The 6,320-nt window shown below is 67.9% G+C and carries 5 protein-coding genes; 2 read left to right on the plus strand and 3 right to left on the minus strand.

The genetic code is table 11. The annotated features are described in order from the left end of the window. From Q4A20_RS14490 to Q4A20_RS14500, 3 genes are all read right to left on the minus strand, one after another. A partial coding sequence (locus Q4A20_RS14490) for a Mur ligase family protein (RefSeq protein WP_303124055.1) occupies positions 1–472 on the minus strand: 472 nt, incomplete at its 3' end. Between the two features lie 213 nt (positions 473–685). Then, the gene (locus Q4A20_RS14495; protein WP_303124057.1) at positions 686–2,347 is read right to left on the minus strand and encodes a diacylglycerol kinase family protein; all 1,662 of its coding nucleotides are present in this window, start codon (positions 2,345–2,347) and stop codon (positions 686–688) included. A gap of 168 nt (positions 2,348–2,515) precedes the next feature. Beyond that, positions 2,516–3,832: an MFS transporter gene (locus Q4A20_RS14500; RefSeq protein WP_303124058.1), complete on the minus strand. Its 1,317-nt coding sequence runs from the start codon at positions 3,830–3,832 to the stop codon at positions 2,516–2,518. A 473-nt stretch (positions 3,833–4,305) separates the two neighbouring features. Here Q4A20_RS14500 and Q4A20_RS14505 point away from each other — a divergent pair, with 473 nt between their 5' ends. Further along, positions 4,306–5,520, plus strand: a complete 1,215-nt coding sequence (locus tag Q4A20_RS14505) for an alpha/beta fold hydrolase (protein ID WP_303124060.1) — start codon at positions 4,306–4,308, stop codon at positions 5,518–5,520. A 588-nt stretch (positions 5,521–6,108) separates the two neighbouring features. Beyond that, on the plus strand, positions 6,109–6,320 hold a 212-nt coding region (locus tag Q4A20_RS14510; protein ID WP_303124062.1), incomplete at its 3' end, for an Hsp70 family protein.

The raw sequence follows: 6,320 nt of genomic DNA on the forward strand, positions 1-6,320 counted from the left end.
GGCGCAGCAGGGAGGCCGTGTAGTCGATCTCGCCGAAGCGGTCGAGCTGGTCGCGCATTACGTTGAGCATGAGCGCCGCCCGCGGCTTGACGGAGCGGACGAAGTGGACGGCGTGCGCCTCATCCAACTCCAGCACGGCGACGTCGGCGTCCAGGCGACCGGCGGCGTCGACCTCGGTGAGCAGGGCCGCCAGCACGCCGCGTACGAAGTTGGAGCCGGTGCGGTTGGTGAACACCTTCAAGCCCTGATCGCGCAGCAACTGCACCACCATCTTGGTGGTGGTGGTCTTGCCGTTCGTGCCGGAGACGAGCACCACCCCGTGCGGCAGTCGGTCCAAGGTGCGGGCGAGGAACCCGGGGTCGGTGCGCTCCATCACCAGGCCGGGGAAGGCGGTGCCGCCGGAGCCGCCGCCACGCAGGCGGGCCAGGGCACGGGCCGTGCGGCCCAGTGCCACGGTGAGTCGTGAACGCATGAGACTCCTGCCTGTGGTCGGTGATGGGTCGCCCCAGTCTAGATGAGTGCGTGGCATTGCCGGTGTGGTGACGCGGGAGGCACGTTGCGCGGTCCTGGTGCGCATTGCGCGCCCGCCCCGGAGTCGTAGCACGCAGCTGGGGGTCGGGGAGTGGGCCAACGCCACATCAACCTACCTCGGCACGTAACTTCTACCGACCTCGGCACGTAACTTCTACCGACCTCGGCGGGGGATGGCGGTGGTGGGCGGGACGACGACGCGCAGAGCGGCGGGCTCGACCTCGGCCACCAGGTTGCGGGTGCGGCCCACGGGATCGCCGTCGAGTTCGAAGGGCACCGGCTCCGTCGTGGACAGGGTCAGACGGCGGGCCTGGTGGTGACTGACACCATCCACGTCCTGACCGATCAGCAGACCGGCACCCACCTTGGCCCAGTCGGCCACCCGGTTGGGTCCGGTCAGCAGCAGATCCACGCGCCCGTCGTCGGGCACCGCCTGCGGGAAGATCGTCATGCCGCCGGTGATGGTGCCGACGTTGCCCAGCAGCGCCATGACCACCCGGTGCTCGGCGGAATCGGTGGGGGCACCCGCCCCGTCGTCGCTGTCGTCGTCACCGTCGAAGCTGACCTGCACTGTGAACGGGTCCGGCACCGCATTCTGCACCGCCGCCAGCACGTAGGCGCCGGCGCGGATCACCTTCTTCAGGTCGTCGCTGGTGTCGGCCATGATGCGCGCGTCCAGGCCCAGGCCGGCCATGACCACGAAGCGCTCCGTCCCGCCGTCCCAGGTGCAGCTCACGACGTCGATGGCACGGGTGGGGCCGGACAGGGCCAGGCGCAGCGCGGCGTCGGTGTCGAGCGGTACGTGCAGGTTGCGGGCCAGCAGATTGCCGGTGCCCGTCGGCAGCAGCGCCATGGGCACGCCGCTGCCCGCCAGTTCGGTGGCGACGGCGCGCACGGTGCCGTCCCCGCCCGCGGCCAGCACCAGGTCGACGCCGGCGGCCAGGGCGCGGCGGGCCTGCTCGTGGCCGACGTCGTCCGGGGCAGTCTCCAGCCAGAGTGTGGGCTGCCAGCCGGCTGCCAGCACCTCGGACTCCACGCGCCTGCGCAGCAGGGACAGGTCGTCGAACTTCGTGGGGTTGTAGACAATGGCGGCGCGCTTGTCGACGGTTGCGGCCGGCAGTCCGATATGGGCCCAGGACGCCAGGATCTCCTCGGTGCCGCCCACACTCAGGCCGAGATTGGCTACGGTGGCGCCCAGCAGGACCCCGCCGGTCAGGTCAGAGATGGATTGCAGCCCCATGGCCCACTGGCTGGCGCAGGTCACGGCGACGGCGAAGATGCCCGCCAGGCGCCAAAGATGTACCAGGGAGGTGGGGCGGCGTCGGGCCCGGGTCAGCGTTACCAGCACCCAGGCGGCCACGGTCATGGCGACGGCGTGCCCGGCCGGGTAGGCGAAGCCGCGGTAGGACAGGGAGTCGGCGAAGGCCGAGGAGGGGCGCGCGTGGTCGATCCAGGTGGCGATCACGACTTGCAGCGGTAGGCCCAGCAGGGAGGTGACCAGCGCGGTCGACAGGCGGCGCATGCGCCGCTGATAGGTGACGACGGCGGCCACGGCGATGGCGGCGTAGATCAACAGCGGGTGGGTGAGCAGGGAGACCGCCTCCAGGACCTGGCCCCGGCCCGAGCGGGGAGGCAGCGCCGGGACCGTCAGCGCGGCGTCGAGGCGGTCGGTCAGTCCGGCGCGCACGAGGGCGGTCCAGGCGGCGAAGGCCAGCGCTCCGAGGACCCAGGCGCCGTAGCCGAGTTCCCAGCGGCGGCGCAGGCGCCGGATGAGACCGGTGAGCCGGTCATTCAAGGTGCCGGGACGGGCGGACACGGAACTCCTAACTAACGCGGGTGCCGGCTGGTGAGGCCACGACGGCGGTGCCGCATCGCACACAGTGCGGATGCCGCGGCCGTCGTCGCGCGGTCAAATTACCAGCACGGCTTGTGAGGGAGCTGTGAGTGTCCGCCCGTCCCGAAATGGGGCCCGGCGGCGGTGCCGCTACTTCACCTTCTTGATGAAGATGGCCAGCACGCCGCCGATTATGGCGCAGATGCCGGCGAAGTAGCACAGGGCCGGGTAGTTGGTCTTGTCGGCCGAGCCGATGCCCAGGAAGAGCGGTGCCATGTACGGGGCGAGCGACTGCGGTAGAGCGTTGGCGATGTTGAAAACGCCCAGGTCTTTGCCGGCGTTGTCCGGGTTGGGCAGGACGTCCACCACCAGGGCGAGATCCACGGAGATGTAGACGCCGTAGGCCAGGCCCATGATGGCCTCCACCATGTAGAACCCGGACACGGTGGTGGTGTGCGCCAGCATCAGTGTGCCGACGCCGAACAGTGCCGAGGCGATGAAGACGAAGGCCTTGCGGCGGTGGAGCCGGTCGGACAGCTGCCCGCCGACGAAGCTCGCGGCCATGAGTGCGATCGTGTAGATGAGTACGGAGGTAGCAATGACGCTGAGCGCCTCATCCCGCGTGAGGTTGACCCGGTTGACCAGGTACATGAGGCGGTAGGTGGTGAAGGCGAAGGAGCACAGGGTGATGAGGAAGCGGCCCCACCAGGCCAGCGCGTAGTCGGGGTGCTTGACCGGGCTGACCCAGAAGGTCTTGAGCAGACCCATGAAATCGAGCGGCGGCGGCTTGATGGTCAGCTGCTTGTCCGGAAGCACGAAGGCGAACCAGGTCATGAACAGGATCGCCGGAATGGCCGGGCCGATGAAAAGGATCTCAAGGTTGTCCTTCAAACCGTTGGACAGGTAGGTGGCGATGAGGATGGCCAGGTTCTGGGCGATGGAGATCATCGAGCTGATGCGGGCCCGCTGGAACTCCGGCACCTGGTCGGACAGTACCGCCACGAAGGGGGCCAGGGCGGCGTTGGCGCCGATCTGGGCCACGAGCCAGCCGGCGGCGACGGCGGGGACGGTGTTGGTCAGCCCCATGATCACCAGACCGATGGTCATGCCGACGATACCGATAACCAGCCAGGGGCGGCGTCGGCCCCAGCGCCACATGGTGCGGTCGGAGATCTGCCCGAAGACGACATTGGCGACTACCGCGCCCAGGGCACCCAGTCCGGCGATCTGTGACACCGCATTGGCCTGGGCGGCAGTGTCGTCCGGGAACATGGACAGGGCCTTGTTCTGGATCGAGACGATCGCCGGCCCCATGAGGGCGACGAAGAAGAACAGCTGAGCGGCCAGGTAGGAGGCGATGAAGAAGGGTCCCACCTCCTTGGTGGGAGGCGCGAAGAAGGCGTCGATCTCCTCCTGGGTGGCCCGGCCCTTGCCAGACAAGGCTGCTGAGGTCGGTGGTTCTGCCATAGGGACTCTCCTCGTCGAGATGTAAGGGTAAGGTGATGTAGACTACGTGTCGAAGCCTAACCCCGTCGGCGTCGCGCCGTCATGCAGTCGTTTGACAGACTTTTGTACCAACCGGTCTGGGATGCGCTTCCGAGACCACGAGTCCCGATGACGCCCCATGACGGCTATCGCCCCGGCCACGGGGGCGCCGTCGGCGCCTCCGGCCTTCCCACTTGGGGGATTGCGCATCTAACCCGGATGGCCGAGCTGCTCATGGATTGCCGGTTCTTCCGGTTTGTGGGTGTGTTGGTGCGGGTCGGGGGATGCGGTGTGGTGGTCGCCTTCGGGTGTGGGAGGTCGTTCTCGGGTAGGCGGCGCCGCGGGCCTGCACACCAGGGCCGTCTGCGCAAACCCACCACAGGGGGCCCGAACCACACCACCAGACGCCCACACCCACCACACCCCTAAACCGGAAGAACCAGTAATGTGCAGGCATGGCATCACTGGAGCGGCGTTCGCGGGCGATCTTCGCCCGGTATGGGGCCTCGGTACGGCGGCGGCTCGCGGGCGGGCGCGAATTCGAGCTCGCCTACCTGCGCAGCGGACCGCCGTCGGCCTGCCCGGTGCTGGTGATCCCAGGCGGCCCGGGCCTGTCCTCTATCACTCCGTATGTGAGGCTACGTGCCCTGGCGGCCCGGCGCGGCATGGACCTGCTCATGGTCGAGCACCGCGGTGTGGGCAGGTCCCGGCGTGACACCACCGGTGCAGACCTGCTGGTCTCCGACGTCACCGGGGTGGCCGCAGCCGACGACCTCGCGGCCGTACTCGACGCCGAGGGGGTGGAACGGGCCACGGTCCTCGGATCGAGTTACGGCACCTATCTGGCCCAGCTCCTCACCGTGCGGCACCCCGATCGGGTGGGGGTGCTCGTGCTCGACTCACCCATACTCGATCCGGTCAGTGACCTGGCTGCAACCCGTGAATACCGGCGTCGTCTCCTGTGGGACGGCGATGATTTCGAGACCCACGCCGTCGCCGCGCGGATTCGGGCCCTGGCCGAGATCCGGCCGGTAGATGAACTCGCACACGTAGTCCAGGTCGTGTACGAGTTCGCGGGTGCGCGAACCCTCCAGGCGTTGATCGCCGCCTGGAACGAGGGTCGCCTGGAATGGTTGTGGGAGACGCTGGCTGCGGCCGGTCGCGGCGAAGTCGAGGGCGAGGGGATTGCCTTCCTGATGGAGCCCGACCTCGTCTCTGGCATCGCCTATGGGGAACTCGGCTACGGGCTTCCCGTGGACGGCGGTCCGCTGGACCCGCAACTGTTCTTCGCGGACGCCGCCACACGGATGCCCGCCTACCGTGGCACCCCGGTAGACCTGCGGCGGGCCGCCAGCGAGTACGGTGTGCCGACCGTCGTCGTCTCCGGGGAGCGCGATCTGCGCACTCCGCGCCCGGTCGCGCAACGGATCGTGCAGCTGGCTCCCGACGCGGTCCTGGCGCCGGTCACGGATCTGGGGCATAGTGCGCTGGATAACCATCCGCTGCTGGCCCTGGCCGTCGCCCACGCGGCGGGCAGTGGCCGCGCCCACCTGATCCCCGGACGCATAAGTGGGCTTGAACGCCTTCCGCGCCGGGGTACATCCAATGCGCTGGGGACCCTGTTGAGGGCGGCCGGTGCGCTCGCAAAACGCCGTAACACGGCGCCTTGACCTGGACCACGGTCTAACTCCTTTAATGGCTCTTCGCGTTTGAGGGTGTGGTGGGTGAGGTGTGCGCGCGACGGCTCAGGTGCTCGCTTGACGGTTCGTACCTTTGCGTGAGGGTTCGTGTGTTCTGGTCGACGGTTCGTACCTTCCTGTGACGGTTCGGCACCCAGAGGTACGTATCGTCGCCGTTCATGTCGAAGCGTCGGTGCCAAGTGCCGAACCGTCAACTAAACATACGAACCGTCCACCCCGCATTCCACGGGAAGTACCCACGGCACAGGCCCACCCCACCTACGGTCACAACGAGCAGCCAGCCGCCGACCAGAACACACCACCAGCCACACCCTCAAACCGGAAGAGCCCCATAAGCGCCATATCAACCGATCTCGGCACGTAACGTCTACCGATCTCGGCGCAGGGGTGGGGTGTGGTTCGGGTCATGTTTGTCGGGCCTGGAATAGAACTGTCCGGCTCAGAGTTGAGTGCATCAGACTCAAGATCGCGGAGCGTGGAGTTGACAAGGCCACGCTCAACCATGATCCTGAGTGCGTACCACTCAACTTCAACACTGCAAGACATCAAGGAGCACCCATGGCACGTGCCGTCGGCATCGACCTCGGAACCACCAACTCCGCCATTGCCGTCCTCGAGGGCGGCGAGCCCACCATCATCCCGAACGCGGAGGGCGGGCGCACCACCCCGTCGGTGGTCGCCTTCTCCAAGTCCGGTGAGGTACTGGTCGGTGAGGTCGCCAAGCGCCAGGCCGTCACCAACGTCGACCGCACCATCTCCTCCGTCAAGCG

The organism is Actinomyces sp. (assembly GCF_030530635.1).
Taxonomy (GTDB): domain Bacteria; phylum Actinomycetota; class Actinomycetes; order Actinomycetales; family Actinomycetaceae; genus Actinomyces.

What these genes read in the sequence shown, in the direction of transcription:
- Q4A20_RS14505 (WP_303124060.1), top strand. Translation starts at nt 4,306, where the DNA reads ATGGCATCACTGGAGCGGCGTTCGCGGGCGATCTTCGCCCGGTATGGG.
- Q4A20_RS14500 (WP_303124058.1), bottom strand. Translation starts at nt 3,832, where the DNA reads ATGGCAGAACCACCGACCTCAGCAGCCTTGTCTGGCAAGGGCCGGGCC.